Source organism: Stenotrophomonas maltophilia (assembly GCF_013464915.1).
In the GTDB taxonomy this organism is placed as follows: Bacteria; Pseudomonadota; Gammaproteobacteria; order Xanthomonadales; family Xanthomonadaceae; genus Stenotrophomonas; species Stenotrophomonas maltophilia_AT.
Map to the genome: position 1 here is coordinate 36,007 of NZ_RAVT01000005.1, position 26,271 is coordinate 62,277.

23 protein-coding genes are annotated in these 26,271 nt (G+C 68.2%); 11 read left to right on the top strand and 12 right to left on the bottom strand.

The features are described from left to right. Position 1 precedes the first annotated feature (1 nt). The 5 genes from D7T59_RS01605 to D7T59_RS01625 all read left to right on the top strand — a co-directional run bounded on the left by D7T59_RS01605 (position 2) and on the right by D7T59_RS01625 (position 7,329). Positions 2-2,266 carry a DUF802 domain-containing protein gene (locus tag D7T59_RS01605; RefSeq protein ID WP_180851291.1) on the top strand — a complete coding sequence of 755 codons (2,265 nt, stop codon included), beginning with the start codon at positions 2-4 and terminating at the stop codon, positions 2,264-2,266. Beyond that, entirely contained in the window at positions 2,263-2,901 is a 639-nt protein-coding gene (locus tag D7T59_RS01610) for an OmpA family protein (RefSeq protein ID WP_180851292.1), read from the top strand. Before D7T59_RS01605 ends, D7T59_RS01610 begins: the two co-directional genes overlap by 4 nt. Next, complete coding sequence (locus D7T59_RS01615) at positions 2,819-3,259, top strand: DUF2894 domain-containing protein (protein WP_219629827.1); 441 nt, start codon at positions 2,819-2,821, stop codon at positions 3,257-3,259. The genes D7T59_RS01610 and D7T59_RS01615 overlap by 83 nt, the downstream gene beginning before the upstream one ends. A gap of 269 nt (positions 3,260-3,528) precedes the next feature. Next, on the top strand, positions 3,529-5,847 hold the full coding sequence (locus tag D7T59_RS01620; RefSeq protein WP_180851295.1) for a TonB-dependent receptor: 2,319 nt from the start codon (positions 3,529-3,531) through the stop codon (positions 5,845-5,847). Between the two features lie 21 nt (positions 5,848-5,868). After that, the gene (locus D7T59_RS01625) at positions 5,869-7,329 is read left to right on the top strand and encodes an esterase-like activity of phytase family protein (RefSeq protein ID WP_180851297.1); all 1,461 of its coding nucleotides are present in this window, start codon (positions 5,869-5,871) and stop codon (positions 7,327-7,329) included. A gap of 76 nt (positions 7,330-7,405) precedes the next feature. Here D7T59_RS01625 and D7T59_RS01630 read toward each other — a convergent pair whose 3' ends face one another. The 10 genes from D7T59_RS01630 to D7T59_RS01675 all read right to left on the bottom strand — a co-directional run bounded on the left by D7T59_RS01630 (position 7,406) and on the right by D7T59_RS01675 (position 19,154). Beyond that, positions 7,406-7,852 carry an REP-associated tyrosine transposase gene (locus tag D7T59_RS01630; RefSeq protein WP_180851298.1) on the bottom strand — a complete coding sequence of 149 codons (447 nt, stop codon included), beginning with the start codon at positions 7,850-7,852 and terminating at the stop codon, positions 7,406-7,408. Positions 7,853-8,039: 187 nt separating this feature from the next. Beyond that, positions 8,040-8,798, bottom strand: coding sequence for a 2,3-dihydro-2,3-dihydroxybenzoate dehydrogenase (locus D7T59_RS01635; protein ID WP_180851300.1), 759 nt, complete (start codon positions 8,796-8,798; stop codon positions 8,040-8,042). Continuing rightward, entirely contained in the window at positions 8,789-12,679 is a 3,891-nt protein-coding gene (locus D7T59_RS01640; RefSeq protein WP_180851302.1) for an enterobactin synthase subunit F, read from the bottom strand. The genes D7T59_RS01635 and D7T59_RS01640 overlap by 10 nt, the downstream gene beginning before the upstream one ends. Beyond that, positions 12,676-12,933 (bottom strand): phosphopantetheine-binding protein, encoded by a 258-nt coding sequence (locus D7T59_RS01645; protein WP_180851303.1) that lies wholly within the window; start codon positions 12,931-12,933, stop codon positions 12,676-12,678. Before D7T59_RS01645 ends, D7T59_RS01640 begins: the two co-directional genes overlap by 4 nt. After that, positions 12,933-13,565, bottom strand: a complete 633-nt coding sequence (locus D7T59_RS01650; RefSeq protein ID WP_180851304.1) for an isochorismatase family protein — start codon at positions 13,563-13,565, stop codon at positions 12,933-12,935. Before D7T59_RS01650 ends, D7T59_RS01645 begins: the two co-directional genes overlap by 1 nt. After that, on the bottom strand, positions 13,565-15,217 hold the full coding sequence (locus D7T59_RS01655; protein WP_180851305.1) for a (2,3-dihydroxybenzoyl)adenylate synthase: 1,653 nt from the start codon (positions 15,215-15,217) through the stop codon (positions 13,565-13,567). Before D7T59_RS01655 ends, D7T59_RS01650 begins: the two co-directional genes overlap by 1 nt. Further along, a complete protein-coding gene (locus D7T59_RS01660; RefSeq protein WP_180851306.1) occupies positions 15,214-16,407 on the bottom strand; it encodes an isochorismate synthase in 1,194 nt (397 codons plus the stop codon). Before D7T59_RS01660 ends, D7T59_RS01655 begins: the two co-directional genes overlap by 4 nt. Next, complete coding sequence (locus D7T59_RS01665) at positions 16,404-17,600, bottom strand: MFS transporter (RefSeq protein ID WP_180851307.1); 1,197 nt, start codon at positions 17,598-17,600, stop codon at positions 16,404-16,406. The genes D7T59_RS01660 and D7T59_RS01665 overlap by 4 nt, the downstream gene beginning before the upstream one ends. Before the next feature lie 153 nt (positions 17,601-17,753). Beyond that, positions 17,754-18,065 carry a DUF3817 domain-containing protein gene (locus D7T59_RS01670; RefSeq protein WP_164136371.1) on the bottom strand — a complete coding sequence of 104 codons (312 nt, stop codon included), beginning with the start codon at positions 18,063-18,065 and terminating at the stop codon, positions 17,754-17,756. Between the two features lie 153 nt (positions 18,066-18,218). Beyond that, positions 18,219-19,154 (bottom strand): TIGR03571 family LLM class oxidoreductase, encoded by a 936-nt coding sequence (locus D7T59_RS01675; protein WP_180851308.1) that lies wholly within the window; start codon positions 19,152-19,154, stop codon positions 18,219-18,221. A gap of 66 nt (positions 19,155-19,220) precedes the next feature. Here D7T59_RS01675 and D7T59_RS01680 point away from each other — a divergent pair, with 66 nt between their 5' ends. The 5 genes from D7T59_RS01680 to D7T59_RS01700 all read left to right on the top strand — a co-directional run bounded on the left by D7T59_RS01680 (position 19,221) and on the right by D7T59_RS01700 (position 23,095). Further along, complete coding sequence (locus D7T59_RS01680; RefSeq protein WP_164136335.1) at positions 19,221-19,670, top strand: GNAT family N-acetyltransferase; 450 nt, start codon at positions 19,221-19,223, stop codon at positions 19,668-19,670. Between the two features lie 119 nt (positions 19,671-19,789). Beyond that, on the top strand, positions 19,790-21,310 hold the full coding sequence (locus D7T59_RS01685; RefSeq protein ID WP_180851310.1) for a thioredoxin family protein: 1,521 nt from the start codon (positions 19,790-19,792) through the stop codon (positions 21,308-21,310). A gap of 248 nt (positions 21,311-21,558) precedes the next feature. Continuing rightward, on the top strand, positions 21,559-22,188 hold the full coding sequence (locus D7T59_RS01690) for a superoxide dismutase (RefSeq protein ID WP_180851102.1): 630 nt from the start codon (positions 21,559-21,561) through the stop codon (positions 22,186-22,188). Further along, positions 22,185-22,760, top strand: coding sequence for a flavin reductase family protein (locus D7T59_RS01695; protein ID WP_180851103.1), 576 nt, complete (start codon positions 22,185-22,187; stop codon positions 22,758-22,760). Before D7T59_RS01690 ends, D7T59_RS01695 begins: the two co-directional genes overlap by 4 nt. Further along, positions 22,760-23,095: a tetratricopeptide repeat protein gene (locus D7T59_RS01700; protein ID WP_049428438.1), complete on the top strand. Its 336-nt coding sequence runs from the start codon at positions 22,760-22,762 to the stop codon at positions 23,093-23,095. The genes D7T59_RS01695 and D7T59_RS01700 overlap by 1 nt, the downstream gene beginning before the upstream one ends. A 5-nt stretch (positions 23,096-23,100) precedes the next feature. Here the strand turns inward: D7T59_RS01700 and D7T59_RS01705 are convergent, their stop codons facing one another. Beyond that, a complete protein-coding gene (locus D7T59_RS01705) occupies positions 23,101-24,249 on the bottom strand; it encodes a fatty acid desaturase family protein (RefSeq protein ID WP_099553346.1) in 1,149 nt (382 codons plus the stop codon). An 11-nt stretch (positions 24,250-24,260) separates the two neighbouring features. Beyond that, complete coding sequence (locus tag D7T59_RS01710) at positions 24,261-25,331, bottom strand: ferredoxin reductase (protein WP_180851104.1); 1,071 nt, start codon at positions 25,329-25,331, stop codon at positions 24,261-24,263. A gap of 92 nt (positions 25,332-25,423) precedes the next feature. Between D7T59_RS01710 and fabR the strand changes: the two genes are divergently transcribed. Continuing rightward, positions 25,424-26,080 carry an HTH-type transcriptional repressor FabR gene (gene fabR / locus D7T59_RS01715; RefSeq protein ID WP_180851105.1) on the top strand — a complete coding sequence of 219 codons (657 nt, stop codon included), beginning with the start codon at positions 25,424-25,426 and terminating at the stop codon, positions 26,078-26,080. Positions 26,081-26,271: the final 191 nt, after the last annotated feature.

Below are 26,271 nucleotides of genomic sequence, written 5' to 3' on the forward strand. Positions count from 1 at the left end.
CATGTCCAGAACTGCTTTCCATGTCGTTGTTTTCCTTGTCGGCCTGCTGGCCGTGTGCTGGATCGGCATTGGCTACGTTTCGGTGCATCCGCTGGGTGCAGCGGTGGCGGCGATCATCGCGGCCTGCTACATCGCCGGTGGCGTGGAGCTGTACCGCTACCGCCAGGCCAGCAACGGCCTGCGCAGCGCACTGAGTGACCTGTCCAGCGCGAAGGAAAGCCTCGCTCCCTGGCTGGAGCGCGTGCCGATGGGCCTGCGCAACGCCGTGCGCCTGCGCGTGGAAGGCGAGCGCACCGCCCTGCCCGCGCCGGTACTGACTCCGTACCTGGTTGGCCTGCTGGTGCTGCTGGGCATGCTCGGCACCCTGCTGGGCATGATGGACACCCTGCGTGGCACCGGCCTGGCCCTGCAGAGCGCGACCGACATGGCCGCCATCCGCGGCTCGCTGGCGTCACCGGTCCAGGGCCTGGCGGTGGCATTCGGCACCTCGATCGCCGGTGTGGCCAGCTCGGCCATGCTCGGCCTGCTGGCGGCGCTGCTGCGCCGTGACCGCCTGCAGGCCGTGCAGCAGCTGGACCGGGCCATTGCCGGCGACCTGCACCCGTACTCGCAGGCCTGGCAGCGCGCCGAATCGCTGCGACTGCTGCAGGCACAGTCCGCCGCGCTGCCGGCGCTGGTTGATCGCCTGCAGGCGATGACGCAGACCTTTGAACTGCACAGCACGGCCGCCAATGAGCGCCTGCTGGCCGGCCAGGCCGAGTTCCTGACCCAGAGCCAGGCCCTGCAGGAACGCCTGGCGGTCTCGCTGCAGCAGTCGCTGCGCGAAGGCGCCGAAGCCAGTGCCGCCGCCATCGGTGGCGCGCTGCAGCCGATGGCCGAGACAACGCTGGCTGGCCTGGCCCACCATGGTGAGGCGCTGCATGCCCGTGTCGAGCAGGCGGTGCAGCAGCAGTTGTCTGGCCTGAGCGACGGTTTCGAGCGCAGCCGCGTCGCCACCGAAGCCAGCTGGGCCAAGGTGGTGAACGAGCAGACCCAGGCACAACAGGCGCTGGTGAGTGATCTGCGCCAGCACCTGCAGGCCTTCAGCGATGGCCAGGGCACGCAGGCCGAAGCACTGGTCGCGCGCATCGGTGAGCGCCTGCAGGCCGATGCCAGCGGCAATGCCGAGGCCTGGCGCGCCGCCGCCGAACAGCAGCAGGCATTGAATACCGCGCTGGTCGAACGCCAGCAGCAGGCGTTGCTGGCCGTCAGCGAGCATCTGGACGCGCGTGCGCAGGCGCTGCTGCAGGCACTGGAGCAGCACCACAGCGCCAGCCAGGCGCTGCTGCAGGATCATGAAGAGCAGCGCTCGCAGCAGTGGCAGGCCGCGCAGGCCGCCACCGCGACCGCGCACGCGGAACTGCAGGCCAGCCTGGACAGCCGCGAGCAGCAGCGCCAGGCGCGCTGGAACGCGGTCGGCGCCGAACTGCAGCAGGCCCACGCCACGCTGCAGGCGCAGTTGCAGGCCGGCGACGAACAGCGCCTGCAGCGCTGGAGCGATGCCCTGCAGCATGTTTCCACCGATCTGGCCGAGCGCCTGCAGGCCAACGGCGAACGCCTGGCCACCCAGCAGCAGCAGGTCTGCGACACGCTGGCGGCGACCGCGCAGCAGATCGGCGAGAACGGTCGTGCACAGGCCAACGCCACGCTGGCCGAGGTTTCCACCCTGCTGCAGACCGCTGCAGCCGCGCCGAAGGCCGCTGCCGACGTCATCAACGAACTGCGCAGCACCCTGTCCGAAAGCCTGGCGCGCGACAACGCGATGCTGGAAGAACGCGGCCGCCTGCTGGCCACCGTGCAGACCCTGCTCGATGCGATCAACCATGCCTCGCACGAACAGCGCACTGCCGTGGACGCACTGGTCGGCGGTTCGGCCGAGCTGCTGGAACGCGTCGGCAACCGCTTCACCGACCATATCGCCGCCGAGACCGGCAAGCTGGATGGCATTGCGGCCGCACTCAGCGGCAGCGCCGGCGACGTCGGCCAGCTGGCCGGCAGCTTCGGTTCCGCGGTCGAGCAGTTCGGTACGGCCTCGGCTGAGCTGTCCGGCCGCCTGGAACAGATCGGCGGCGCGCTGGACGCTTCGCTGGCCCGCAGCGATGAGCAGCTGGCCTACTACGTGGCGCAGGCGCGCGAAGTGGTCGACCTCAGCCTGCTGTCGCAGAAGCAGGTGATGGAAGAACTGCAGCAGCTGGCCACGCGCCGCGGCAAGGCCGGCAGCGCATGAGCGACGAGCTGGAGGTCGACGGCGGCTCGCATGCCCCGATCTGGGCCGCCTTCGGCGACCTGATGTCGGTGCTGCTGGGCGCGTTCGTGCTGATCCTGGTCGGCGTGGTCGCCGTGCAGCTGGAACTGTCGCAGCGGCTGGACCAGGAAGTGAAGCAGCGCCAGGCCGAAGCCAAGCGCCTGCACACCCTGGAACAGGCACTGGCTGGCCCGTTGGCGGCCGGCCGAGTGACTCTGGTCGATGGCCGCATCGGCATCAGTGGCAGCGTGCTGTTCGCACTGAATTCGGACCAGCTGCAGCCGGAAGGCCAGGAGCTGCTGCGCAGCCTGGCCGCGCCGCTGGCCGCCTACCTGGGCACGCGCGAAGAGATCCTGATGGTCAGCGGCTTCACCGATGACGCACCGGTGCGCGAAGGCAACCGCCGCTTCGCCGACAACTGGGAGCTGTCCGCGCAGCGTTCGCTGACCGTGACCCGCACCCTGATTGCCGATGGCGTGCCCGCCGACGCGGTGTTCGCCGCCGCGTTCGGCAGCGAGCAGCCGGTCAGCTCCAATGCCAGCGAAGACGGCCGCGCGCGCAACCGGCGCGTGGAAATCGCGCCGATTCCCAAGCCCAAGGCCGCTGATGGCAAGTAAGCCGCCCGCACTGGATGGCCTGCGCGCACTGGTGCGCGACCTCGATGCGGGGTCGCGTTCGCTGCCGCATTACCCGCAGGTGCCGATGCTGCAGCAGGTGCAGCGCGAGTGGTCGGAGCTGCGCAGCGAACTGCAGGTGCGCCGCTCGCTGCGCACCGAGGCCCCGGCCGACGGCGGCCCGCTGAACTCGGCGGTGCTGGTGCAACGCATGCTGGACACGATGCAGTCGACCAGCCCTGGCTACCTTCGCCATTTCATCGACTACGTGGACACCCTGTCGTGGCTGCAGGCGCTGCAGGATGGCGCCGCCAGCGGCGGCGATACCGCGAAGCCGAAGCGCACGCGCAAGCCGCGCTGAACACCGATTGGTAGTGCCGGCCGCTGGCCGGCAGCTGCATATTGCCAGATGGGTCCACGTGGCTGCCGGCCAGCGGCCGGCACTACCCGTCCTGGTAGGCGCCTCACAACGGATGAACATGTCACCAGACAGTCATCTGTCTAGCGCACCATTTTCACGTTGACCCACGGCGCCTGCAGCGCCCGCTGGTCGCATCGGTTGTCTCCCCTTCTGAACTCCATGAGCTCCGCGCCCACGCGGTGGCTCGTGCCTGCCTGAGTGTCCGTAACATGACGAAGACTTTGTTGGCCGCCGCGCTGTTGATCGCGCTCGCTCCCGCGGCCTGGGCGCAGGACGCTGCCCCGACCTCCACTGGCACGTCCGCCACCAACCTCGATGCGGTCTCGGTGATCGGCAGCGGTGAAGCGCGCCAGGTCCAGCGCATCACCCGCGAGAACCTCGACATCCTGCCGCCGGGCACCAGCCTGCAGAAGACGCTGAACCTGCTACCGGGCGTCAACGCGCAGTCGGCCGATGCGCTGGGCACCAACGAGCAGTCGATGACGCTGAGCCTGCGCGGCTTCAACTCCACCCGTCTCGGTTACACGCTCGACGGCGTGCCGCTGGGCGATGGCGCGTACAACAACTACAACGGCCTGACCATCAACCGTGCGCTGATCAGCGAGAACATGGCCGGCGCCGAACTGGCGGTGGGCATCGGCAGCCTCGGCACGCCGTCCACCAGCAACCTCGGCGGCACCATTTCCTATACCTCCGACCGCCCGGCGCAGGAACTAGGCGGCCGCGTGGTGCAGACCTTCGGCAGCGATGCCAACCGCCGCACCTTCGTGCGCGTGGACAGCGGCGAGTACAACGGTTTCTCCGGCTACGTTTCCGGCATGAATGCCGCCTCCGATCTGTGGAACAACCAGACCGCCTACAACAAATCCACCACCAAGCAGTTCAACGCCAAGGGCGTGTGGAACTTTGGCCGCGGCCAGATCACCGGTTTCGTCGATACCTCGCGCACCACCCAGGCCGACTACTTCTACCTGTCCAAGGACGAGATGTCGCGTGGCCTCGGCTGGGACTGGGGCGGCTACGCGCCGGACTGGAACAAGGCGGTGGCCAAGGCCTACTGCAACACCGCCAGTTTCAATGCGAAGAAGTGCGACAGCAGCGGCCCGGACAAGGACGCCGATGGCGCCTTCACCGCCGGCCAGATCCTGCGTGACGACAACCTGTACTACCTGGCCGGTGATTTCTTCCTGGCCGATGGCTTCAGCCTGCGTGCCCTGGCCTACCACCACGATGACCGCGGCGAAGGCCACAACTGGAACAGCGGCGCGTGGTCGAACAAGGGCACGGCGCAGGAGATTCCGATCATCTTCCGCAACACCATCTATACCATCGACCGCGATGGCGGCACGCTGTCGTTCGACTGGGAACTGGGCGCGCACCGTATCGAAGGCGGCGTCTGGTACGAGCGCAATACCAGCAGCGCCGAGCGCTACCAGACCGCCGTGGACGGCCCGCGCGACCTTAGCGGCATGAACACCCTGCCCTCCGATGTGGGCGTGTTCGCCCAGCGCACCCGCTGGAAGACCCACCAGTTCTTCCTGAAGGACACCTGGCGCCTGCTCGATGATCGCCTGACCCTCGAGTTCGGCGCCAAGAGCCCGCATGCCGCCTCCGACGCACAGGCGCTGCCGGGCGACGCGAAGACCCCGATCTCGCCGACCTCGAACAACCAGTTCGCCACCGGTTCGCTGAAGGCCAGCAGGAATTTCCTGCCCAGCATCGGCGCCAACTTCCGCCTCAGCGAGCATCACGAGATCTTTGCCAGCTACGCCGAAAACATCGCCATGTTCCAGGGCGGCTTCAAGCTGGGCCCGCAGGCGGTCAGCCAGGCCACCTGGAACGCACAGGGCGACCTGAAGCCGGAGGAATCGCGCTCGCTGGAGGCCGGCTACCGCTTCGTCACCGACACCCTGCAGGCCTCGATCGCGGCCTACAGCGTGCGCTTCGACAACCGGCTGCTGCAGTACAACCCTTGTGACTCGCGGCAGCCGGTCGGCCCGACCTGCGGCAACCGCTTCTACAACGTCGGCGGCGTCGACAGCCGTGGTGCCGAGCTGACCGTGCTGTGGACCCCGAACGAGCACTTCAGCTGGTACACCTCGACCTCGCTGAACCGCTCGACCTATGCATCCAACTACGTGCAGGCGGGCGTCGAGCAGCAGATCAAGGGCAGGATCCAGACCGACACGCCCAAGCAGCTGCTGGCCACCGAGATCACCTGGCGCGACAACGGCTGGTTCGCCAGCCTGCGTGGCAAGTACACCGGCGAGCGCTTCTACACCTACACCAACGACCAGGGCTTCGGTGGCTTCACCGTATTCGATCTGGCCGGTGGCTACGACTTCGGCCAGGTCGGTATTGCCAAGGGCATGCGCGTGTCGTTCAACGTGACCAACCTGACCAACAAGCGCTACGCCAGCAACCTGGACTCGAGCGTGTTCGCGCCCAGCGACCCGGCCGGCAAACTGTACGTGTTCCACGCCTCGGCACCGCGCCAGGTGTTCGGTACGATCGACCTTCGCTTCTGATCGAACGCCCGGAGTCCACCGATGCTCGCAACCGCCCTGCTGCTGGCCACCCTGTCCGCCAGTGGATACTCCGCCCCGCATGAGGCCAGTGGTGCGCCGCCCCGCACGCTGGAACTGGGTGGCCGCACCTACGTGGACAAGGGGCTGGTAGCAGCCGGGCGGCTGCCGGCCGGCACAGTGGACTTCCTTGGCGACACGCTGGGCTCGTTCTCGTCGCTGGCGGTGCAGCCCGGCACCTGGAAGCGCACCGCCAACGGTTACGAAGGCGTGCTGTGGACCCTGCCCGACCGCGGCCGCAACGATCCCGAGGCCGGCCTGTTCTACGACTACGCTGGACGCGTGGAGCGCATGCAGCTGCGTATCGACGTCACCCCGGGCAAGCCCGGTGCGCCCGGCACGCTGACGATGGTGCCGGACAAGGGCGTGGTGCTGAAGGACTTCAACGGACAACCCTTCACAGGCGCTGACCCGGGCGACCACACGATCACCCAGCGCGAGGTGGTGCTGCCCTCGCCGGCCAGCGGCGCCGGTGCAGGCAAGGTCTCGCTGGATGCCGAGTCGCTGCAGTTCACCGCCGATGGCCACTTCTACATCGGCGACGAGTACACCGCCAACGTCTACTACTTCGATGCACGGGGGCAGCTGCAGGGCGTGATCGTGGCGCCGCCTGCGATACGTCCCCAGCGCGATGGCAAGCCCGCCTTCGGTTCGCTGGCGCCGCCACAGACCGGGCGCCGCAACAACCAGGGCGTGGAAGGCATGGGCCTCTCGCCCGACGGCAGCCGCCTGTTCGTGGCCCTGCAGAGCGCGACGCTGCAGGACAGCGCGCAGGGCAATGCGGCCGGTCGCATCAACACGCGTGTGCTGGTCTACGACGTGACGACCTCGCCAACGCCACAGCAGCCGATCGGCCATTACGTGATGGCCTTGCCCGCCTACGCGCACGACGGCAAGGGCAAGCTGGACCGCACCGCCGCGCAGAGCGAGCTGCGCGCATTGGACGACAATCGCTTCCTGCTGCTGGCCCGTGACGGCAATGGCCTGGGCAAGGACGGCGACGATCCGATCGTCTACAAATCGGTGCTGCTGGTGGATGTATCCGGTGCCAGCAACCTGGCCGGCAGCACCTATGAAACCGACACGACCTCGGTGCTGGCTGATGCGGCGGACACCACGTTGAAGGCCGGCATCGTGCCCGCACGCAGCGATGAACTGCTGAACCTGCTCGACCGCCCGCAGCTTGCGCGTGCCGGGCTGGACCTGGACACGAAGCGAGGCCCGCATGCCGGGCTGCTGTCGGAAAAATGGGAAGCCATGGACGTGCTCCCGGCGCTCGACCCGCAGCATCCGAACGACGTGCTGCTGCTGATCGGCAACGACAACGACTTCATCGCCCGCCATTGCCGCATGCAGGGCCAGGCCTGCGACAGCCCGTACGACAACGACAACCGTGTGCTGGTCTACCGCCTGACCCTGCCCTGACTGCAATGGGTAGTGCCGGCCGCTGGCCGGCATCCGTCATGTTCGGAGACCTGGTAGTGCCGGCCGCTGGCCGGCATCACAACCAGACCGACCACGCGTACGGATACTCGCCAATCTGCCCAGCAAGACCGGCGCGTACCGGATTTCCCAGGATGTACAGCGCCTGCCGCGCCAGCGACTCCTCGGCCCTCACGGCATGATCGAAGTAACCAGGCTGCCAGACCGTACATCGACGCGCCGCCAGGCGATTCAGGGCAAGCGCGCTCGACGACTTCATTCGGCGCGCAATGCCTGAAAGGTGACCTGCGCGCAGTTCGAGCATCCAGTGGACGTGATCCGGCATGACGACCCATGCGAGTGACTGCACCAGCCCCCGACGTTCGATGTAATGGAACTGGTCGATTACACATGCCGCTGCAGCTTCGCCTTCAAAGAGCCGGCGGCGCTGATGCGTGGTCGTTGTCAGGACGTAGACCTGACCGACAATGGAACGCCGGCCCAGGCGGAGGCGGTGGCTGCTCATGCCCCATGGTGGAGCGATCATTGCGCGTTGAACGTCAGGCCATGCCTCGATGGATGTTCGGAGATGTCTGAAGTTGAATGAGGTTGCCGGCCAGCGGCCGGCACTACCGGGRRCTATGGGTTGCCGGCCAGCGGCCGGCACTACCGGGGGCTATGGGTTGCCGGCCRGCGGMCGGCATTGGCAGGACTCACCCGCGCAAGGTGGCGCCGCCATCCACGTACAGGTCGCTCATCGCCACATGCCCGGCCTGCTCCGAGAGCAGGAACATCACCGAATGAGCGATGTCTTCCGGGGTAGCCAGCTTGCGCAGTGGAATGCCGGCCTTGTAGGTTTCCAGGCTGCCGGCGATCACGCGTTCTGCGCCGTGCTGGTCCCGCCACATGCCGGTCTGCATCGGCGTCAGTGTTGAACCCGGGGCGACGATGTTGCAACGGATGCCCAACGGCGCCAGCTCCAGCCCGAGGCAGCGGGTGAACATCGTGGCCGCGGCCTTGGACGCGGCATAGGCGGCCATGCCGTGCCGCGGTACGCCCGCCGCATTCGAGCTGACGGTAACCATCGCGCCATGCCGACGCGGTGACATCACCCGCGCCAACGCCCTACCGACGTGGAATACACCATCGGCATTGACCGCGAACACCCGCCGCCAGGCGTCGTCGTCGGTTTCGGTGACGCCGCCCACATGCAGCACACCGGCTACGCTGGCCGCCAGCGAAATCGGCCCGATGCGCGCCTCCACCTGATCCACCAGCGCGTCCACGGCCGCACTGTCGGTCACGTCCAGGGCGAAGGCGTGCACACGTGCATCCACTGCCTCGGGCACTCCGCGGTCGGTCGCCACCACCGTGCAGCCGGCCTCGGCCAACAGCCGTACCAGTGCCTCACCGATGCCGCCGGATGCACCGGTCACCAGCGCTACGCGGCCTTCAAAACCGGTCAACTGCATGTTGCGATCTCCTGTTGCTCGTCCCATTGGCGCAGCCGCGCCGACAACCACGGTGCCAGCTGGGCCACCGCATCGCGGCCGGTCAGTTCGGCGTGCAGGAACGGCAGTTCCAGCGCCTGCACCCTGCGCGCGTGCGTCCGCCACAACGCCGACTGCAGCTGTGGCCGCGCCTGATGATCACGGCCAGCGCGGACGTGCACCAGCGTGCCGTCGAACGGTTGGTGAATGTGTTCTCGGATGAGTCGATTGGTCCCGGTCACCGCGCGCACCACGCCGTCCAGCACCATATCCGGCAAGCTGCCGAGCGCACTGCCACCGCGGCGCAGGAACGCGAGAATGCGTTCACGACTGTCAAGTTCCGGATGTGCGTCCGGGTCGTGGCCGGCAATCGCCAGCAGTGCGCGCAATGCGGCGATGGCATCGGGTTCCGGTTCGGCCCGCCAGCACTCGCTGGGATAGGCGTCCAGCAGCACCAGCTCGCCGACCTCGCGCCCGATCTCATGCAGCCGCACCGCCATTGCCTGGGCGAGGATGCCACCCACCGACCAGCCCAGCAGATGCACCGGTCCCTTCGGTTGCAACGCGACCACCCGCTGCACGTAGTCATTGGCCATGGCTTCGATGCTGGACGGCAACGGCTGCTTCGGGTCCAGCGCGGGCGACTGCAGGCCATACACCGCCCGCGCCGGCTGCAGGGCACGCGCCAGCGTCCGATAGTTCCAGGCGATGCCACCGGCCGGGTGCAGCACGAACAGCGGCGTGGGTCCGGCAGATTCGGTCGCGGCCAGCGCGATCACCGGCCCCAGCGCGTGATCGGCCAGCGCGGGCGGCTCGGCAATGCGTACCGCCAGCGCAGCCACGGTGGGCTGCGCAAACAAGGCCCCCAGACCCAGATCGCAGCGCCAGCGCTGTTCGATCGCCAGCAGCAGATGCACCGCCGACAGCGAGTCGCCGCCAAGGCTGAAGAAGTCCGCATCCACCGCCACCGGCGCTTCACGACCAAGCGCCTGCGCAAACAGCAACGCCAGTTCCTGTTCCAACGGCGTGCGCGGCGCCAAGCCGACAACGTCATGTTGCGGTGGCTTCGGCAACGCGTTGCGGTCGAGCTTGCCATTGGCGGTCACCGGCCAATGATCCACACCAACGAACGCCGAGGGCACCATGTAGTCCGGCACGCGCGTGGCCAGGTGGCTGCGCAGCATCACGGCATCGGCAAGCGCCGGCGACACATAGGCCACCAGCCGCGCATCGCCGGGCAGGTCCTGGCGCAGCAGCACTTCCGCGCGCTCCATTCCGGGCAGTTCGCGCAGTGCCGCCTCGATCTCGCCCAGCTCGATGCGCAGGCCGCGCAGCTTCACCTGATGGTCGCTGCGACCGAGGTATTCGACCGCACCATCGGGGCGCCAGCGCGCCACGTCGCCGGTACGGTAGATGCGCTCGCCCGCCAGGAACGGATCAGCCAGGAAACGCTCGGCAGTCAGGTCATCGCGGCCCAGGTAGCCACGCGCCAGCTGTACGCCGCCCAGGTACAGGTCGCCGGGCACCCCAACCGGGACAGGTTGCATCCGGGCGTCCAGAACGTACAGGCGGGTGTTCCATACCGGGAACCCGATCGGCACCGGTCGCGATCGATCCTGCGCCGAAGCCGGCCAGTAGCTGACGTCCACGGCCGCTTCGGTCGGGCCATACAGGTTGTGCAGCTCGGCGTGCACGCGCGCATGGAAGCGGTCGCGCAGCGCCGCATCCAGCGCCTCTCCACTGGTGAACACCCGACGCAGCTGCAGTCCCGCCGAAGCCGGCGCGGCGAGGAAGGCATCGAGCATCGAGGGCACGAAATGCGCCGTGGTGATGCCCTGGTCGCGGATCAGCCGGGCCAGTTCAGTGGGATCGCGATGCGCGTCCGGCGCAGCGAGCACGAGGGTGGACCCGCACAGCAGCGGCAGGAAGAATTCCCAGACCGAGACATCGAAGGTCGCCGGGGTCTTCTGCAGCACACGATCATCGGCACCGAAGCCATAGTGCTCGCGCATCCACAGCAAGCGGTTGACGATGGCGCGGTGTTCGATGACCACGCCCTTGGGCTCGCCGGTCGAACCGGAGGTGTAGATCACATAGGCCGCATCGCCGGGCGCAGGATCGGCCCACGGTGCGGCAAAACTCAGCGCAGTCCACTGCTCCGGCGCAAGCACCGGCACACCGGCCATACGCGCCGATACGTCCGCCGCTGCCAGTACGCACACCGGCTGCGCCGAGGCGAGAATACGCGCCAGGCGCTCATCGGGATGTGCGAGGTCCAGCGGAAGATAGGCCGCGCCTGCGCGCAGCACCGCAACCAGCGCGATCACCAGTTCCGGCGAGCGCGGCAATGCCACCGCCACCACGCTGCCCGGGCCGACGCCCATCGCGCGCAGCTGTGCGGCCAGCGCGAAACTGCGCGCTTCCAGTGTTGCGTAGTCCAGCGTGGAAACACCGAAGACCAGCGCGGGTGCGTGCGGATCACGGTCCATCCCCTGCTGCAGCAACTCGACCAGCGTGGTCTGCGGCAGCGCGTGCGTGGTGGCATTGAATCCGTGGACCACCGCCTGCGCCTCCTCGGCGGTGGCCAGTGATACGGCCGCGATGTCCTCAGCCTGCAGTGCCGCCGACACGAAATGCAGCAACCGCGCCGCGTGCGCCTGTACATCCTCGCGACTGTACAGCGCGGGGTTGGCCTCGATCTCCAGATCCAGCAGGCTCTGGCCATCACCACGGAAGCCCAGCGTCAGGTCATCGACCGGCCCGGTGCACAGCACCTCCAGCGTCGCCTGCACGCCGGCCAGCGCCAGCGGCTTGTAGAACGGCTGCACGTTCACCAGCGGACCGAGCAGCCGCTGCTGCGCGCCCACCAGGCCCAGGTCCCGGCGCAGCTGCTCGCCCCGGTAGCGGCCGTGCTTGCGACCCTGGCTGAGTTGCCGGCCCAATGCCCGGGTAAACGCCTCGACACTGCCCTCGCCGGCCGCTACCCGCAGCGGCAGCACGTTCATCACCATCGCAGGCACCCGGGCGGACGCATTGCCAAGCCGCCCCATGTAGGGCACGCCCAGCACCACTTCATCGGCGGCGCTCATCCGTCGCAGGTACTCGGCCGACAACGCGGCCAGTACGTCCGGCCAGGGCTGAAGCCAACGCACCGCGGCCTGCAGCAGCTGCCCGCGGAACGCCGCATCGAGCGGCTGCACCCAGCGCAGCGCGTCGTCGCTGGCCGCAAGCGTACCGGCCAGGCCCACGCCTGCCGGCGCGCCCTGCATGTACTCGCGCCACCACTGACCAGCCTGCGCGCGACGCGGATCGGCACGATAGGCGACGTCATCGGCCAGCACGCCCGCCAGCCCCGGTAGTGGCTCATCCGTACGACCTGCGTACAACGCGCACACGCGATCAGTGAACAGCGCCATGCCGTAGCCATCGGCGGCCAGATGGTGCACACGCAGGTACCAGACCCAGCGCTGTCCGCCCAGATCAAGCAGCAGCTGCTGGCTGATCCGGTCGCGGGAGGGATCCACCGGGCTCAGCCGGTCGGCGTGCATCAGGCTACGCGCCGCGGCTGCGGGATCCGCCTCGGCGGAAACATCGCGTACCGAAAGCCGTGGCACGTGAGCCAGATCGTGCCACTGCAGGGGCTGGCCGTCGTCGCCCTCGGCAAAGCGCAGCGCGAAGGCCTCCGCCTCAATTGCGGCCTGGTCTGCCGCTGCGACGAACGCAGCCACATCCAGCGGCCCCTCGATCCACACCGCATGGGCCGTGTTGAACGACGGGTTGTCCGGTGCCAGCCGCTGTGCGAACCACAATCCCGCCTGCGCCTCGGTCAATGCCACCGGCGTGGCCAGCGCGACGGCGTTCATGCGTTCTGTGCGGCCTGCAGCTTCTGCACCACGCCCCACCACTGGCGCAGCGTGGTGTGCTCGGCCAGCTGCGAGAACTCCAGCGGCAGGCCGGTGTTGCCCCACGCCAGGACCAGTCCGAGCATGCGCATCGAATCCAGGTCCAGGTCGATCAGGTTGTCGTCGTCACCGATCTCGGCCGGCGTGCACTCCAGCACGCGCGCCACGTCGGCACGCATCCGCTCCAGATCCAGCGCATCACCCATGGCAGCCATCACAGCACCTCCAGCAGCTGGTCGGTGGTCATCGGCACGCCACTGGTGCGCGCAATCCAGTACAGCGCCTGATCGTGATCGACACGCGAGAAGTCCGCCACCGCATCGGCGGCAATGAACGCTTCGATGTCGCGCTGGAACGCTTCCATCACGGTCGCGGTGCAGCCGATATGCGCGTACACGCCGGTCACCAGCAGCTGGTCGCGCCCACGTACCCGCATCAGCGTCTCAAGGTTGCTGCGCTGGAACGCGCTGTAGCGGTGCTTCACCAGCACGTGCTCGCCCGGCTGCGGTGCCAGCGCCTCGATGATCGGCTCATGATCGGCACTGCGGCGCATGCCCGGGCCCCAGAGGTCGGCCTGCAGGCCACGGTCGCGGCGATCCTGGTCGCCATGCTGGGCGGTGTAGAACACCGGAATGCCGTGTGCGCGGCAATGCGCCAGCAGGCGTGCGACGTTGTCCACGGCCGGCCGCAGCGGTGCATTACCGGCGTCGAATGCGGCCAGGAAGTAACGCTGCATGTCATGCACCAGCAGCGCGATACGATCGCGTTGCGGGCGCCACGGTCCACGCGCCTGCGGCAGTTCGGCGGCGGTCGGCAAGGGATAGTCGGTGATACGGGGCAGCGCCATCAGCGCGTTCCTCCTGTCTGTTGCAGATGACGCGCGCGCAGCTGCGCGCGCAGTTCGCGGCGACTGATCTTGCCGACCGCAGTGGTATCGAAACTGTCGATGAACACGACCTGGTCGGGCACTTTGAATGCGGCCAGGCCGCGCCCGCGCATCCACGCCTTCAGTGCCGGGGCTTTGAACGGTTCGCCCTGCGGGATCACGAAGGCGCAGCTGCGCTCGCCCAGGTACTCGTCGGGAATGGAGACCACGGCCGCATCGAACACGCCGGGATGTGCCATCAGGTGGTCCTCGATCTCCTCGGCGGAGATCTTCTCGCCGGCGCGGTTGATGTGGTCACCCGCACGGCCCTGTACCACCAGGTAGCCACCGCGCAGCTGCTGCACCCGGTCGCCGGTACGGTAGAAGCCGTCGTCGGTGAACGAGCGCGCATTGGCCACCGCATCGTTGTGGTAGCCGCGGATGGTGTAAGGGCCGCGCGTCAGCAGATGCCCCACCTCGCCCTCGGCCACTGGCTGGTCATGGTCATCGACCACGCGCACTTCGTCGTCAGGGCTGATCGGTCGCCCCTGGCAGGCCACGACCAGGTCTTCCGGATCGTCCAGGCGGGTGTAGTTCACCAGCCCTTCGGCCATGCCGAATACCTGCTGCAGGGTGCAGCCGAGGCCGTCGATCACCCGCCGCGCAGCTTCCGGCACCAGCTTGGCGCCGCCCACCTGCAACACCTGCAGGCTGGACAGATCATGCTTGCTGGTAGCGGCCGCCTGCGCCCACAGCAATGCCAGCGGTGGCACCAGGCCACAGCAGGTCACCCGCTCCCGCGCGATCAGCGGGAAGGCCGCATCCGGGCCGGGGCCCGGACTGAGCACCACGCGGGCACCTGCGTACAACGCGCCGAAGAAGCCCGGCGAACTCATCGGGAAGTTGTGCGCGGCCGGCAGCGCGACCAGGTAGACGCTGTCGCGGTCGATGCCACAGATCGCATTGCTGGCGCGGAACGAATAGATGTAGTCGTCGTGGGTGCGCGGAATCAGCTTGGACAGCCCGGTGCTGCCGCCGGAAATCTGCAGGAACGCCACCGACTGCGGGTCCGGGTCGGCCGGCAGCTCGCTGCGATCGCCCTGCAGCGCCTCCAGCGCGGTGAACCCCTGGGCATCGCCATCGATCACCACATGGCGTACTGCGGGCACCTCGGCCTGCAGCACCCGGGCCAGCGTACGGTGATCGAAGCCATCATGCACGTCGGCAGTGATGTAGGCACTGGCCTCGGCCTTGTTGGCGAAATGCACCAGTTCGGTGATGCGATGCGCAGGCAGCGCGTACACCGGCACCAGGCCAGCGCGGAACAGGCCGCAGATCGTAGCGATGAACCCCGCGCTGTTGCCCAGCTGCACCAGCACCCGCTCGCCCGGCTGAAGGCCGAGTGCCAGCAGCCCCGCGCCGATGCGTCCTGCCTCGTGCCATAGCTGCGCGTAGCTCAGGCGGACATCACCGGCGACCACCGCGATATCGTCGGCGTAGCGCTCCGCGCGCTCACGCAGGAACGCCGGAAAGGTCTCGCCGCGCCAATGCCCTGCCTCGCGGTAGCGGGCGACCAGGTCATCAGGCCACACCTGCTGCAGTGGCAGGCGGGAAAAACCGGAGGAAGCGTTCATGCGGCAGGCTCGATGGTGGGCACCGGCTCATGTACGCCGAGCGCATTCAACAGGGCAGCGAACTTGGCTGCGGTTTCGGCAACCTCTGCCTCGGGTTGCGAGTCGGCGACGATGCCGGCACCGGCATACAGGCGCAGCTGCGTGCCCTGCAGGCGCGCGCAGCGGATCGCCACGTACCAGTCGCCATCACCCTGCGCGTCCAACCACCCCACGGCGCCGGCATAGAAGCCACGCGGCACAGGTTCCAGCTCGCGGATGCGCTGCAGCGCCGCCTGCTGCGGCGTTCCGCAGACCGCTGGCGTTGGGTGCAGCTGCGCCAGCAGTTCAGCGGCGGTCGTCTGCGGATCCTTCAGGGTGGCGTGGATGCGGGTACCGAGGTGCCACATGCTTGCGGTGGCATGCAGAACGGGGCGCGGCTGTGCATCGATGTGGCTGCAGTACGGCGCCAGGCCCTCGACGATGGCCTCGACCACATGGCGGTGCTCGTCATGGTCCTTGGTCGAGGCCAGCAGCGCCTGCGCGGCACGCTCGTCCTCTGCGGCATCGGCGCTGCGCCGGGCGGAGCCCGCCAGCGGGTGCGACAACAGCTCGGCGCCGCGCTTGCGCAGCAGCAACTCCGGGGTTGCCCCCACCAGCCAGGCTGGCGCCTGACCCGGCTCCACCGGCAACGGCACCGTGTAGGTTGCCACCGAGGGATCTGCACCAAGGCGTGCCAGCAGCACATCCGGAGACAGTGCCTGGCGGGTGCGTGCCAGCAGGCTGCGCGCCAGCACCACCTTGTGCAGGTTCTGCTCGGGCGCACGCAACGCCTGCACTGCCGCAGCGACTGCAGCGGCATAGTCCTGCGGCGCAGGCTCGGCCAGCAGGGCGCCGTCCATCGGCGGTGCGGCCTGCGGCTGCAGCGGCAGAGCCGGCAGCAGCCGCTCAGGCTGGTAAAGCGCATCGTCCGCACGCGGTTCGAACGGCACAGCGCCAACCAGCAGGCCCGGACCGCCGCGCTGCTGCGCAAAGAACTCCGAAACGCGTTCTGCCAATGTCGCCAGCGCACCGGCCGGCAGCGTGGCGCGGCAACCGCGGGCGTGCACGTGCTGGCCGGCATGCTGCAACAGGAACAGCGACGCGTCGTCGCTGCTCTCCAGCGGCGCTGACGCTGCTTCCGGCCACGCCCCCTGCATCAGGGAATCGTTCATGGGGTCTCCTTCATCCGATGCGCTGCGGCCAGCGCGCACAGCAACAGCAGCAGCGCACCGACCAACAGGTATGGCAGGCTGTGCCCGCCGCGATACAACAGCGTGCCGAGCATCGGCCCGGCCACCATGCCCAATCCCTGCGCGGCAGCGACGGTGCCAGCGGCAGCCCCCTGCTCGTGCGCTTCCACTGCGTCAGCGGCCAGCGCCTGGAACGAGGGGAACACGAAGCCCATGCCGAACGCTGCCAGCGCGTAGGCTGCAGGCAACTGCCAGGCTTGCTGCACGCCTGCCACCGAGGCAAAGCCGATGCCGGAAATCAGGGCGCCCAGGACGATCCAGCGGCGTGGATGTACGTCCAGCTTCATCACCAGCGCCTGCGCCAGGATCAGGCCGACACCGACCGCTGTGAGTGCAATGCCGGCCATGCGCGCGCCCGCCGCCGCGTCCAGGCCCAGGCGATCAATCGCAAAGAAGCCCACCGTGACCTGCGCGATGGTCACCGAGACCATCGCGATGAACGCCGCCAGCTGTGGCAGGCGCAGGCGTGGGTCGAGGCGACTCATGGGCGTGCGACGCTGTGCGTTGCCAGCGGCCACCGGGGGCGTCGCCGGCAGTCGCCAGGCCAGCAGCGCCAACGCCACCAATGGCAGCAGTGCAGCCACGTACAGCGCCAGCGAGAGATTCGTATAGGCCAGCCAGCCAGCGGCGGCCGGGCCCAGCACCATGCCCAATGCATTTGCGCTGCCCAGCCGCGCGAGGAAGCTGGCACGCTGTCCAGTTGGCGACTTGTCGGCGATCAGAGCCGCAGCAGTGGGTGGCACCGCCGCGTAGAACAGGCCGATCAGGCCACGCGCACCCACCAGCACCAGTACCGATACCAGCACCGGCGGCACCGCCTGCAGGGCAACGTCGATGAACACCGCCAGCGCGATGTAGACAACGGTGTAGGCACTCATCGCCAGCATCAACACCCGTTTGCGGCCGATGCGGTCGCTGAGCTGCCCCCACGGGCGTGCAGCCAGCATCCACAACACGCCTGCAGCGGTAACCGACAGGCCGGCATGCCATTCGGACAGGCCGAGCATGCGGACCACCGGGCCGATCACGGCGACGAAGGACATCATCGCCATGGTGCCGATCAGGGCAGCCAACACCAGCGCCGGCAAGCCGGGAACGACGGGACGTGCGTGCATGAAACACCAGCCGTAACAGGAAAGGATGGCCGGGCGCGCCTGCGCGCCCCACCCGGTACCGGCCCTGCTCCGGACCGGATGCCACCCTCAAATGATAACGGCTCGTATTTGCATTTGATACCCATTCTCTTGAATGGGCATGCAACAGCAGGTTCAGCGCATCGCACGCAGGCCCAGCAGGCCACGGCGCTTGAACCACCACTCCAGCGGCAGCGTCACCAGCGGCGGGATGGCCGCCAGCAGCGCCAGGGCACTGGCCCACCACGGCCAGCGCAGGCGCACCGCTGCGAACAGGGTGACTGCCACATAGACCAGGAAGGCCACGCCGTGCAGGGGCCCGAACAGCTTCACCAGCGCCACGTTGGCCATCGGGCCGTACTTCATCCACATGCCGACGAGCAGGCCGGCCCAGGTCACGGCCTCGATGAAAGCGACCGCGGCGAACAGGCGTCCGGTCGGGTGCATGGGGGAACGTTGGGTCACACGGGCTCCGGCATCGGGATATCAAATGCGAATGATACGCAGATGCGAACGTTCCGGACACCGGCGGGTAGCGCCGGGCCATGCCCGGCGAGCGCAACGGTGACAACCAGAGAGCGTATCCACCAGGGTGGACACCTACCGGAGCATATGCGGCAGCACCTGCTCTCCAATCTCGCGCAGCACTGCGTCCATCGGCCGCCCGTTGTCGACCAGGTTGAACATCACATGCACCACACCCTGTGCATGCGCGCGCAGCAGGTAGTCGCGCAGGCCGTCGCGGCCGACCTTCAGCCCCAGCGGCAACGGCTCGGGCGGCGCCTGCGGATCGGCCTGCAGATCCAGCAGCATCGACTGCACGAACGGCTTGGCTGGGCCAGTGCCGTGCGCCTGCGCCTGTTGCCACAGGCCGATACGTCCTTCCTGCGCGGCCTCTTCGCGGTGATAGGTGGCCCAGCCTTCGGCCTCGCGTGCGATCCACTGCAGGCTCTGCCGCGCAGTGCCCACCACCAGCATCGGAATGCGCGTGGCCGGGGCCGGCAGCACGTCGAAGCCACCGGTGGCCTGCACTACTACGGCCCTTTCTTCGGCCTGCGGTGACAACGCCGCGCGCAACAACGTCCAGCGTTCACGGAACGTCGCCGCCCTGCCCTGCAGATCCTCGCCGAATGCGGCGAACTCTTCCGGGCGATCGCCCGAACCCAGGCCCAGCACGAAGCGGCCGCCACTGATCCGGTCCAGGCTCAAGGCCGACTTCGCCACCTGCAGCGGCTGGCGCAACGGCAGCACAATGGCCGCGCTGCCAACCACGATGCGCTCGGTCGCCGCAGCCAGCATGCCCAGCCACAGGAACGGATCGTCCAGCGCGCTGGCTGCCGCATCTGGTCCCTGCGGCACCATCAACGGCACGTCACGCGTCCACAGCGCGGCAAAGCCGAGGTCATCGGCCAGCCGCGCGATGCGCCTCGCCTCGCCCAGGTCGGCCAGCCCGTGCGCTGCCACGGGCGTCATCAGGCCCAGGCTCAGGCCCTGTGCTGGAAACAACGCAGCGTAAGCGGGATTGAAACAACTCATGCCCGCAGCTTAGCGTGCACGCATGGGGCAACGATGACGCGCCGCCCACCACCGGAAGAACACTGCATGCCGAGGATCCGCCCTGCACATGTCGATGACCTGCCCGCGATCAGCGTGGTGTGCCTGGCCGCGTTCAACGCGGCGGTGGCACCGACCCTCGGCGCGGACGGCATCGCCACGTTCGCCAGTGTCGCCACTGCCGATGCATTCGGCGTGCGCCTGCAGGGCGACAACCACATCCTGGTCGCCGAGCTGGGGGACCACATCGTCGGCGTGATCGAACTGAAGGCGGGCCGGCACCTGGCGATGCTGTTCGTCGATCCCGCCTGCCAGGGCCAGGGCATCGGCCATGCCCTGTTCGAAGCTGTGCTGCCGCAGGTGCGCGAGCCGGTCCTGACCGTGCGCGCCTCGCTCAATGCAGTACCAACCTACCTGCGCTACGGCTTCGTGCTGGACGGCGACGTCGGCAAGTTCAATGGGCTGGTGTATCAGCAGATGGTACGGGCGACGGCCTGAGGGCACCCGCCCGGCAATGCCCGGCGGGCGTCATGCCCTGCTGCACGCCCGTCATGAGCAAACTGAATCAGCAGGCTCCCCGGCCGTTCCTACAATGGCCTGTCACCCCGTCCTTCGAGATGCTGCCGATGCGCGTCGCGCTTTCCGTGTTGCTGCTGGCTTCGGCGCTGAGCGCCTGTACCCCGGCCCCGGTTTCCACCGCCAACTCCGCCGAGGCAGCTGCACCGGCCACGGCCATCGCCTGGCGCCAGGGCGATGTGGACGATGCCTTCGCCGAGGCCGCCGACAGCGGCAGGCCGGTGCTGCTGTACTGGGGCGCGGTCTGGTGCCCGCCGTGCAATCAGCTCAAGGCCGGCCTGTTCAAGGACCCCGCCTTCATCGCGCTGACCGGCAAGTTCGTGCCGGTCTATCTGGATGGCGACGAGGAAGGTGCGCAGGCCTGGGGTGAGCGCTTCGGCGTGCGCGGTTACCCGACCCTGATCGTGCTCGACCCGGAGCGCAACGAAATCACCCGTGTGGCCGGTGGCAACGATGCCGCCGAACTGACCCGCGCACTGACCGTGGCCGCTGGCCGTCGCAGTGCGGTCGCCGCTACGCTGGCCACCGCGCTCGCCACGCCGGACAGGCTGGCCGCGGAGGATTGGCAGGTGCTGGGCGACTACGGCTGGGAAGTGGACGCCAATCGCCTGGCCGGTGATCGCAAGAGTGCCGAGGTGCTGCGCCAGCTTGCCAGAACTGCACCGGATGCCGCTCTGCAGCGTCGCTTCGCCCTGCTGGCATTGGCTACCGCGGAAAAGCCGGATGCACCACCCACCGAGGTGCGTGAGCTGCTGCAGGCCGTGCTGGCGCAGCCCGCCGAAGTCCGCCGCAACCGTGAGTTGCTGGGCTATGCAGGCGCGCAGCTGGCCAAGCAGGCCAGCGCCGGACCGGCCACCAGCAACACGCTGGGGCAGCAGCTGCTGGTGGCGCTGGAGCGCGCAGACGCCGAGCGCGGCGACCGCGCCGACGACGCGTTGTCGCGTGCGCTGACCGAAGTATCCCTTGCCCGCCAGCAGCAGCCGAAGGGCGCATTGCCCGCCACACTGGTTGATCGGGTCAAGCAGCGCGTGGCTGCCGCCGACGCTGCCGCCACCGATGCGCATGCGCGCCAGGCGACGATCAGCAGCGCGGTCTACGCGCTGCGCCAGGTCGGCGACGACGCAGGCGCCGAGTCGCTGTTGCTGGCGGAGCTGAAGCGCAGCGAGCAGCCGTACTACTACATGCCCGAACTGGCCGAACTGGCCGAGCAACGCGGCGACACCGCCGGTGCGCTGGAGTGGCTGAAGCGTGCCTACGATGGCGCGCAGGGCCCGGCGACCCGCGTGCAGTGGGGCGTACTGTATGTGGAAGGCCTGCTGAAGCTGGCACCGGACGATGCACCACGCATCGAGCAGGCGACCGCCTCGCTGATCGCTGAACTGGAGGCACAGCCGTCGGGCTACCACCAGCGCACCCGCCAGCGCTTCGAGCGCCTGGCCGGGCAGTTGAAGGCGTGGAGCGGCAAGCACCAGGGCGCGGAAACGCTGGCGCGATTGCAGCAGCGGATGCAGCAGGCTTGCGGTGAACAGGTGGATGGTGCGTGCAAGGATTGGTTGAGTTGATGAAATCGCTGGCGACTGATTCGCCTGCCGGCGCTTTTGTTGATCCGTGTGGGAGGGGGTTCGGAAAGCGGGTTCTGGTAGTGCCGGCCGCTGGCCGGCAACCCGACCTTCGCTGAATGCCGGCCAGCGGCCGGCACTACCACGCCTCCGTCTTGACCTCCTGATCTCTTGACCTCAACCAATGTTGAGGTGCGATAACGATCTCCCCACGGCCAGCCTCTCTGGCCTTCCCCACGGAGATTGCTTCGATGTCGTACTCGCTTCCCCCGCTCCCCTACGCCTACGACGCCCTCGAGCCGCACTTCGATGCGCGCACGATGGAGATCCACCACAGCAAGCACCACCAGACCTACGTCAACAACCTCAATGCCGCCGTCGAGCAGGCTGGCCTCGCCGATCAGCCGGTCGAGGCACTGATCGCCCAGCTCGATGCGGTGCCCGAGGCGCAGCGCGGCGCCATCCGCAACAACGGCGGCGGCCACGCCAACCACAGCCTGTTCTGGACCGTGCTCAGCGCCAGCGGTGGCGAACCCGATGATGAACTGGCAGCGGCCATCAACCGCGACCTCGGCGGTTTCGATGCCTTCAAGGACGCCTTCACCAAGGCCGCGCAGACCCGCTTCGGCAGCGGCTGGGCCTGGCTGACCAGCGATCGCGATGGCCGCCTGCAGGTGGAAAGCAGCGCCAACCAGGACAGCCCGCTGATGGGTGCAGCCGCCGGCCTGTCCGGCAACACCCCGATCCTCGCACTGGATGTCTGGGAACACGCCTACTACCTGCACTACCAGAACCGTCGCCCGGACTACATCGGTGCGTTCTTCAACATCATCAACTGGGCCGAGGTCGGCCGGCGCTACCGCCAGGCCAGGGCCTCATGAGCGGCGAGACACTGCCGTACGCCGGGCCGTGGGCGGGGGTCTTCCCCGCTCCGGCGCCGGTGCCGTCGGTCGAGATGCCGCCGCGTGCACTGCGGCGGCTGCTCGGTCATTTCCCGACCGGCGTGGCCATCGTCTGTGCGCGCGATGCACAGGGCAAGCCGGTCGGCCTGACCATCAATTCGTTCGTGCCGGTGTCATTGCAGCCGCCACTGGTGCTGTGGAACCTGGCGTTGCACGCGCAGAGCCTGTCCACCTTCCAGCGCGCCACCCGCTTTGCGATCAGCGTGCTGGCGGCCGAGCAGGAAGCGCTGGCCCGGCGCTTTGCCGATCCGCAGGTACGCAACCGCTTCGACGGCCTGGCATTGCTGGATGATGACGAGGACGCCCCTCCACGCATCGCCGGTGCGGTAGCCCATCTCACCTGCACCCGGCACGCGATGTGGCCGGTGGGCGATCACCTGCTGCTGGCCGGACGCATCATCGAAGTGCACGAGAGCGGCGGCGCACCGCTGCTGTTCCACCGTGGCCGCTTCCAGCCCGGCCCCACCGAACTGCTGGTGGAGGTGCGCTGATGAACATCGAAGCCCTGGAATGCATGCTTGCCAACGGCAAGGACGGCGCGCTGCTGCGCTTCGGCCTGGGCAAGGGTTGGCTGGATGCCGGCAACCCGGTGCGCGCGGCCACCCACCTGGGCCGTTGCGTGGTCCTTGATCCGCAGTACTCGGCCGCCTGGAAGCTGCTCGGCAAAGCCTGGCTTGCCGGTGGCCAACCGCAGGCGGCGCGCGAGGCGTGGCAGCGTGGGCTGAGCGTGGCCGGCAGCAAGGGTGACCAGCAGGCACGCAAGGAAATGCAGGTGTTCCTGCGCCGCTTGGACCGCGAACAGGCGGCCCTGGCGAAGGCGGGCTGAGTCGATCAGCCCGCGTTGGCCGATGCCGGTGCGGACATGATGTCCGACATCGGCAGGCGGCGCGGCTTGCTCGGGAACGCGTGGCGCAGGATGCGCCAGACCACCTGGCCGAACTGGCGCGGCAGCGAGCCGTTGTTGTAGTGCTGGCCGTAACGGCGGCAGATGTCCTTCACTTCCTTGGCAATGGCCGCATAGCGGTTGGCCGGCAGGTCCGGGTAGAAGTGGTGCTCGATCTGGTGGCTGAGGTTGCCCGACAGCACGTTGATCAGGAAGCCGCCGCTGATGTTGGACGAACCGCGCAGCTGGCGCAGGTACCAGTGGCCACGCGATTCATTGCGCAGGCACTCCTTCGGGAACGTTTCCGATTCGGCGGTGAAGTGGCCGCAGAAGATGATCACGTAGGTCCAGATGTTGCGCAGGCCGTTGGCCACCATGTTGCCCAGCATCACGGTGAGGAAGAACGGGCCGGCCAGCAGCGGGAAGAACACGTAGTCTTTCAGCACCTGGCGGGCCATTTTCCGCGCCACCGGGCGGGTCTGCAGCCACATCGCACGGCCACTGATGCGGCCCTTCAGCCAACGGCCCAGGCGCAGGTCCTGTGCGGCCACGCCCCACTGGAACAGCAGCGCGAAGATCGGCGCGATGATCGGCTGCAGCAGGTAGAACGGCTTCCAGCGCTGTTCCGGGAAGATGCGCAGCAGGCCGTAGCCGATGTCATCGTCCATGCCGCGCACGTTGGTGTAGGTGTGGTGACGGAAATTGTGGGTCTTGCGCCAGTTGTCGGCGGTGGCAACGATGTCCCACTCGTAGGTGTTGCCGTTGAGCTTGGGGTCGCCGGTCCAGTCGAACTGGCCGTGCATCACGTTGTGGCCCAGCTCCATGTTCTCCAGGATCTTCGACAGCGCCAGCAGCAGCGTACCGGTGATCGCGGCCGGCCACAGCAGCGGCATCCAGAACAGCGGCGAGAACGCCGCCAGGAACAGCAGGCCACGGCCGCCCACGCCGAACCAGCGCACGGCGGCGGCCACACGGCGGATATAGCGGGTATCGGAGGCGCCGAGGCTGTCGATCACACGGTCGCGGATCGCGTCGAGTTCCTCGCCGAAGGCATGCATCTCGGCAGTACTCAAGGCACGGTCGGTAGCGCGGGTCATGGCAGGCGTCCTCAGAGATCCAGGGTCAGGTCGGTGGTCGGTGCGCTCACGCAGATCCGCACCGGCTGTGCCGATTCGGACTGCAGGTCGCCGGTGCGCAGGTGGCGGGTGGCGCCACTGACGCGGTCACAGGTGCAGGTGTTGCAGATGCCCATGCGGCAACCGTGCCTGGGCTTGATGCCATGCGCTTCCAGGCTTTCCAGCAGCGAGCGGCCACGTGGCACGCTCAGCTGGCGGCCACTGCGGGCCAGGGTCAGCGACACTTCGCCCTCACTGCTGGCATCGCGCAGCGGCGCCGGCGGGGTGAAGGCTTCGGCCTGGAAGCCGGCCACCTGGTGCGCCAGGCGTTCGCGCGCAGCGGCAACGAACCCATCCGGGCCGCAGGCCAGCACATGGCGCTGCGCCAGCGGCGTGTCATCGCCCGCCACCTGCAGATCGTGGGTATCGATACGCGCGGCCGGCGCCTCACCCTCGCGGGTGGCCAGCAGGTGCACGCGCAGGTTCGGATGTGCCGCGGCCAGCGCCTGCAGCTCATCACGGAACTGCAGATGGGCGGCGGTGCGCTCCCAGTAGAACAGGTCCACCGGTGCTGCCAGCGGACGCTGGCAGGCGTCGCGCAACAGGCTGCGCATCGGCGTGATGCCACTGCCGGCCGCCAGCAGCAGCACCGGCGCCGCGGCCGGCATATGGAATTCGCCGAAGGCGGCATCGAGGCGGAACAGCTCGCCCGGCCGCGCATGATTGACCAGATGCTGGCTGACCCGGCCGCCGTCGATCGCCTTGACGGTGATCGCCAGCTCGCGCGGCCCCAACGTGGTGGGGCTGTAGCTGCGCTGCCACAGGCGCCCCTCAATCTCGACGCCAAGGGTGACGTGCTGGCCGGCGCGCATGCCGGCCCAGTGCCGGTTGGTGCGCAGGACCAGGGTCGCCGCGCCCTCGCCGGCCGGCTCGCGCCGGACCAGGCGGGCCATCGGCTCGCGCAGGGTCCACAGGGGATTGAGCTGGCCCGCCCAGAAATCGAACAACGACGGCGAGACCCAGCGGTATGGAGAGAACAGGGACGGACGGACGACAGCGCTCATGAGCGAACTATACGGGCGCACATACACCTGTGTATACACGTGTATATTGAACCGGATTGGGTATGATTCAGCCTTGCCCCACCGGAACCCCCATGGCCGCCGCCACCGCCTTGTCGCCGCCCGAAGATGCCAACAGCCCGGCCCGCCGTACGGTGAGCCGCGAGGATCTGCTGGCCGCCGCCCTGAAGTTGATCGGGCCGCACCGCAGCCTGTCCACGCTCAGCCTGCGCGAAGTGGCACGCGAGGCCGGCATCGCGCCGAACAGCTTCTACCGGCAGTTCCGCGACATGGACGAGCTGGCCGTGGCGCTGATCGATGCGGCCGGCCGCTCGCTGCGCACTATCATCGGCGAGGCCCGCCAGCGCGCCACCTCTACCGCCACCAGCGTGGTACGCGTTTCCGTGGAGACTTTCATGGAGCAGCTGCGTGCCGACGACAAGCTGCTGCACGTGCTGCTGCGCGAGGGCGCGGTCGGCTCCGACGACTTCAAGCACGCGGTTGAACGCGAGCTGCACTACTTCGAGGAAGAACTGCAGCACGACCTGGTGCGCCTGGCCGCCTTGGATGGCGCGGTGCTGCACGCCCCGGAGCTGGTGGCCAAGGCCATCACCCGGCTGGTGTTCGCGATGGGCGCCACCGCCATGGACCTGCCGCCGGAGAGGGATCCGGAGCTGGTCGAACAGATCTCCACGATGATCCGCATGATCATCGTCGGCGCCCGTACCCCCGCCGCGTTCCGCCGCGGCTGACGATCAGGCCCAGGGTCGGATCCCTTTCCAAAGGAAAGGGCTCTGACCCCGTCTCCCTGCGCCACACGGCAACGCCATCCTCCGTGCATGACCACCGGCAGGGTTGCGGCTGTTTTATGTAATGTTATAACAAACGCATGATCCACCTGGATGGATGCTCCTCACCGAATTGCTGCGGCTTCGTTATATAG

Bases quoted from the DNA above. Each gene is read 5' to 3' on its own strand.
- D7T59_RS01630 (WP_180851298.1), bottom strand. From the start codon at position 7,852: ATGAGCAGCCACCGCCTCCGCCTGGGCCGGCGTTCCATTGTCGGTCAG.
- D7T59_RS01675 (WP_180851308.1), bottom strand. From the start codon at position 19,154: ATGAGTTGTTTCAATCCCGCTTACGCTGCGTTGTTTCCAGCACAGGGC.
- D7T59_RS01705 (WP_099553346.1), bottom strand. From the start codon at position 24,249: ATGACCCGCGCTACCGACCGTGCCTTGAGTACTGCCGAGATGCATGCC.
- D7T59_RS01685 (WP_180851310.1), top strand. From the start codon at position 19,790: ATGCTGCCGATGCGCGTCGCGCTTTCCGTGTTGCTGCTGGCTTCGGCG.
- D7T59_RS01610 (WP_180851292.1), top strand. From the start codon at position 2,263: ATGAGCGACGAGCTGGAGGTCGACGGCGGCTCGCATGCCCCGATCTGG.
- D7T59_RS01640 (WP_180851302.1), bottom strand. From the start codon at position 12,679: ATGAACGCCGTCGCGCTGGCCACGCCGGTGGCATTGACCGAGGCGCAG.
- D7T59_RS01680 (WP_164136335.1), top strand. From the start codon at position 19,221: ATGCCGAGGATCCGCCCTGCACATGTCGATGACCTGCCCGCGATCAGC.
- D7T59_RS01650 (WP_180851304.1), bottom strand. From the start codon at position 13,565: ATGGCGCTGCCCCGTATCACCGACTATCCCTTGCCGACCGCCGCCGAA.
- D7T59_RS01660 (WP_180851306.1), bottom strand. From the start codon at position 16,407: ATGAACGATTCCCTGATGCAGGGGGCGTGGCCGGAAGCAGCGTCAGCG.
- D7T59_RS01710 (WP_180851104.1), bottom strand. From the start codon at position 25,331: ATGAGCGCTGTCGTCCGTCCGTCCCTGTTCTCTCCATACCGCTGGGTC.
- D7T59_RS01695 (WP_180851103.1), top strand. From the start codon at position 22,185: ATGAGCGGCGAGACACTGCCGTACGCCGGGCCGTGGGCGGGGGTCTTC.
- D7T59_RS01655 (WP_180851305.1), bottom strand. From the start codon at position 15,217: ATGAACGCTTCCTCCGGTTTTTCCCGCCTGCCACTGCAGCAGGTGTGG.
- D7T59_RS01635 (WP_180851300.1), bottom strand. From the start codon at position 8,798: ATGCAGTTGACCGGTTTTGAAGGCCGCGTAGCGCTGGTGACCGGTGCA.
- D7T59_RS01645 (WP_180851303.1), bottom strand. From the start codon at position 12,933: ATGGCTGCCATGGGTGATGCGCTGGATCTGGAGCGGATGCGTGCCGAC.
- D7T59_RS01605 (WP_180851291.1), top strand. From the start codon at position 2: ATGTCCAGAACTGCTTTCCATGTCGTTGTTTTCCTTGTCGGCCTGCTG.
- D7T59_RS01620 (WP_180851295.1), top strand. From the start codon at position 3,529: ATGACGAAGACTTTGTTGGCCGCCGCGCTGTTGATCGCGCTCGCTCCC.
- D7T59_RS01670 (WP_164136371.1), bottom strand. From the start codon at position 18,065: ATGCACCCGACCGGACGCCTGTTCGCCGCGGTCGCTTTCATCGAGGCC.
- fabR (WP_180851105.1), top strand. From the start codon at position 25,424: ATGGCCGCCGCCACCGCCTTGTCGCCGCCCGAAGATGCCAACAGCCCG.
- D7T59_RS01625 (WP_180851297.1), top strand. From the start codon at position 5,869: ATGCTCGCAACCGCCCTGCTGCTGGCCACCCTGTCCGCCAGTGGATAC.
- D7T59_RS01615 (WP_219629827.1), top strand. From the start codon at position 2,819: ATGCCAGCGAAGACGGCCGCGCGCGCAACCGGCGCGTGGAAATCGCGC.
- D7T59_RS01690 (WP_180851102.1), top strand. From the start codon at position 21,559: ATGTCGTACTCGCTTCCCCCGCTCCCCTACGCCTACGACGCCCTCGAG.
- D7T59_RS01700 (WP_049428438.1), top strand. From the start codon at position 22,760: ATGAACATCGAAGCCCTGGAATGCATGCTTGCCAACGGCAAGGACGGC.
- D7T59_RS01665 (WP_180851307.1), bottom strand. From the start codon at position 17,600: ATGCACGCACGTCCCGTCGTTCCCGGCTTGCCGGCGCTGGTGTTGGCT.